3 protein-coding genes are annotated in these 2044 nt (G+C 26.3%); 1 reads left to right on the top strand and 2 read right to left on the bottom strand.

Annotated elements, in window-relative coordinates:
* A partial coding sequence (locus tag ACMUOV_RS09015; protein ID WP_413854829.1) for a hypothetical protein occupies positions 1-1008 on the bottom strand: 1008 nt, incomplete at its 3' end.
* Positions 1009-1146: 138 nt separating this feature from the next.
* Between ACMUOV_RS09015 and ACMUOV_RS09010 the strand changes: the two genes are divergently transcribed.
* Complete coding sequence (locus ACMUOV_RS09010; RefSeq protein WP_413854827.1) at positions 1147-1389, top strand: hypothetical protein; 243 nt, start codon at positions 1147-1149, stop codon at positions 1387-1389.
* Here ACMUOV_RS09010 and ACMUOV_RS09005 read toward each other — a convergent pair.
* Positions 1367-1987: a class I SAM-dependent methyltransferase gene (locus tag ACMUOV_RS09005; RefSeq protein ID WP_413854826.1), complete on the bottom strand. Its 621-nt coding sequence runs from the start codon at positions 1985-1987 to the stop codon at positions 1367-1369. The two genes, ACMUOV_RS09010 and ACMUOV_RS09005, sit on opposite strands and share 23 nt — an antisense overlap.
* Between the last annotated feature and the right edge of the window lie 57 nt (positions 1988-2044).

Genomic DNA, 2044 nt, shown 5'->3' with positions numbered 1-2044 from the left:
GGCATCATAACCATTCGAGGCGCATCTATCTGCACTTGTTCCAAGTGCTGATTCCATTGCAGTTTTCAATTTGTTCTTTGTTGTTGTTCCATCTGTTTGATCTTGACTATCTCCTACCCAATAATTTGGTCCTAAACAAAACTCATGATTATTATAATATAAACATGCTTCATGTTTATCTGTTGTTTTTATATACATTGGATTTGTTGTAAATTGTGCATAATTGTTTTGTAATTGGGCTAATGTTGGATATGTTGTTGGGCTTCCACTTGTCCATGTTGAACCCCAATTCGTACTCTTTTGTCCTAATGGATATGAATAGTAAGCTCCATCAAAACTTGCATTCCAATAATATGTTGGTAATTCATACACTTCTTTTTGTATTATTGCTTGAGCAGAAAAAGATGCTCCTGCATTATCTGTTTGATCACTATCTAAATTTACAAATGTTAGTGTTATATTCCATGTATCTGTCTTTGGATTATTTGCTTGATTTGGTACACTTATTGTATAATCACTTGCTATTTGGATTAAGCCATCTTCTTCTGTTACATCAAATCCTGATACTCCTTTAACTGTTGTATATGTTAAGCCACTTAGTGATGTAACTGCTGTATTTGTTGGATCTGTTATTGTTAATATTAGTTCTGCATTATTACTTGTTTTATGAAATGTATTATTTGTTATATTTACATACAAATTATATGTTTCAGTTGCACTATTTGTTGTACTATTTGCTCTTAATTGAGCACTAGCTGTTGTTGATCCTGATTGATTAGGTTGTCCTTCAGCAAAGTTTTGCTGTGTTACTGGTCCTATACTAACATCAGCTCCAGTAGTAAACGTAAGTGTATCTACTGTTGCTGTTGTTACATTTATATTAGCTGTTGCTCCACTTCCTATTTGTCCTACAAAATATGCTAATGTTATACCTACAACTGATAGCAATAGTACTATTGCTATTACTACTATTAGTTTTTTGTTATTATTTTTTTCTTTCTTTTTCACATGCACACCTCTATTTTTTCCCATTTTACTATATATATATATTTATATCAAGAGGTTTTAAGTAGTTTTTACTTACTCTTGACAGTATATTTGTAAGCAATATTTATTAGATTCATAATATATAATAGGTGAATATTTATGTATGGAACAAATACATTTAGTTTTTCTAAAATATTAAGTGGTGTATCAAAAACATTAAATATAGCTAATCAATTGATTCCAATATATCAACAGAGTAAACCATTAATAAGTAATGCTAAGAAAGTTTTTAATGTAATAAAAGAGTTTAATAATACTACTAGTAATAATACTATTATTGAGCCTAAAAAAAACACTATAAATAGTGTTTCTAATAATACTAATCCTGTATTTTTTCAATAAAATGTTCTAATTGTAGTATATTTTTCTCATATTCTTTATTATTTAAAACATTTTCTTGATATTTTTTAAGTAAATATTGCAAATATTCTTTATTATAATTTTTACCAAATTCTATTTCTTCTTTAGTTAAATTGTCTTTTCCCTTTTCATATTTAATAATAATATAATATTTATTATTTTCATATACCACCATTTCTTTTATTATTTTATAATTAATACCTTGCATATATTTTCTTATTTTATCTACATTATTGTTACTTTGAATAATTATCTTGTCTGGTAGTTTTTTAGCATTATTTATTATATTAATTATTGTATGAGCTCCCATACCTGCAATTACGGCAATATCTACATTATCTTTAATGTTATTAAATCCATCACTTTGGACTAGTAGTACTTTATCATTTAAATTATATTTTTTTAAGTTATTTAGTGATTGAGACAATACATTTTTTGATATATCACTAGCAATAACTTTATTTGTAATATTATTATTTATTAAATAAATTGGTAAATAAGCATGATCTGTGCCAATATCTAATGTAAAAGCATCTTTATTTACTAAAGATGCTATTGCTTCTAATCTTTTTTTCTTCAAAAATTATTCTCCAAGAAAGTCTTTTAATTTTTTAGCACGAGATGGATGTCTTAGTTT

The sequence above is a fragment of the Candidatus Ruminimicrobium bovinum genome (genome assembly GCF_902760015.1).
GTDB lineage: Bacteria > Elusimicrobiota > Endomicrobiia > Endomicrobiales > Endomicrobiaceae > Ruminimicrobium > Ruminimicrobium bovinum.
This window is presented reverse-complemented; position numbering and strand designations above follow the sequence as displayed.

Coding starts and splice junctions, on each gene's coding strand:
- ACMUOV_RS09010 (WP_413854827.1), top strand. CDS start 1,147: ATGTATGGAACAAATACATTTAGTTTTTCTAAAATATTAAGTGGTGTA.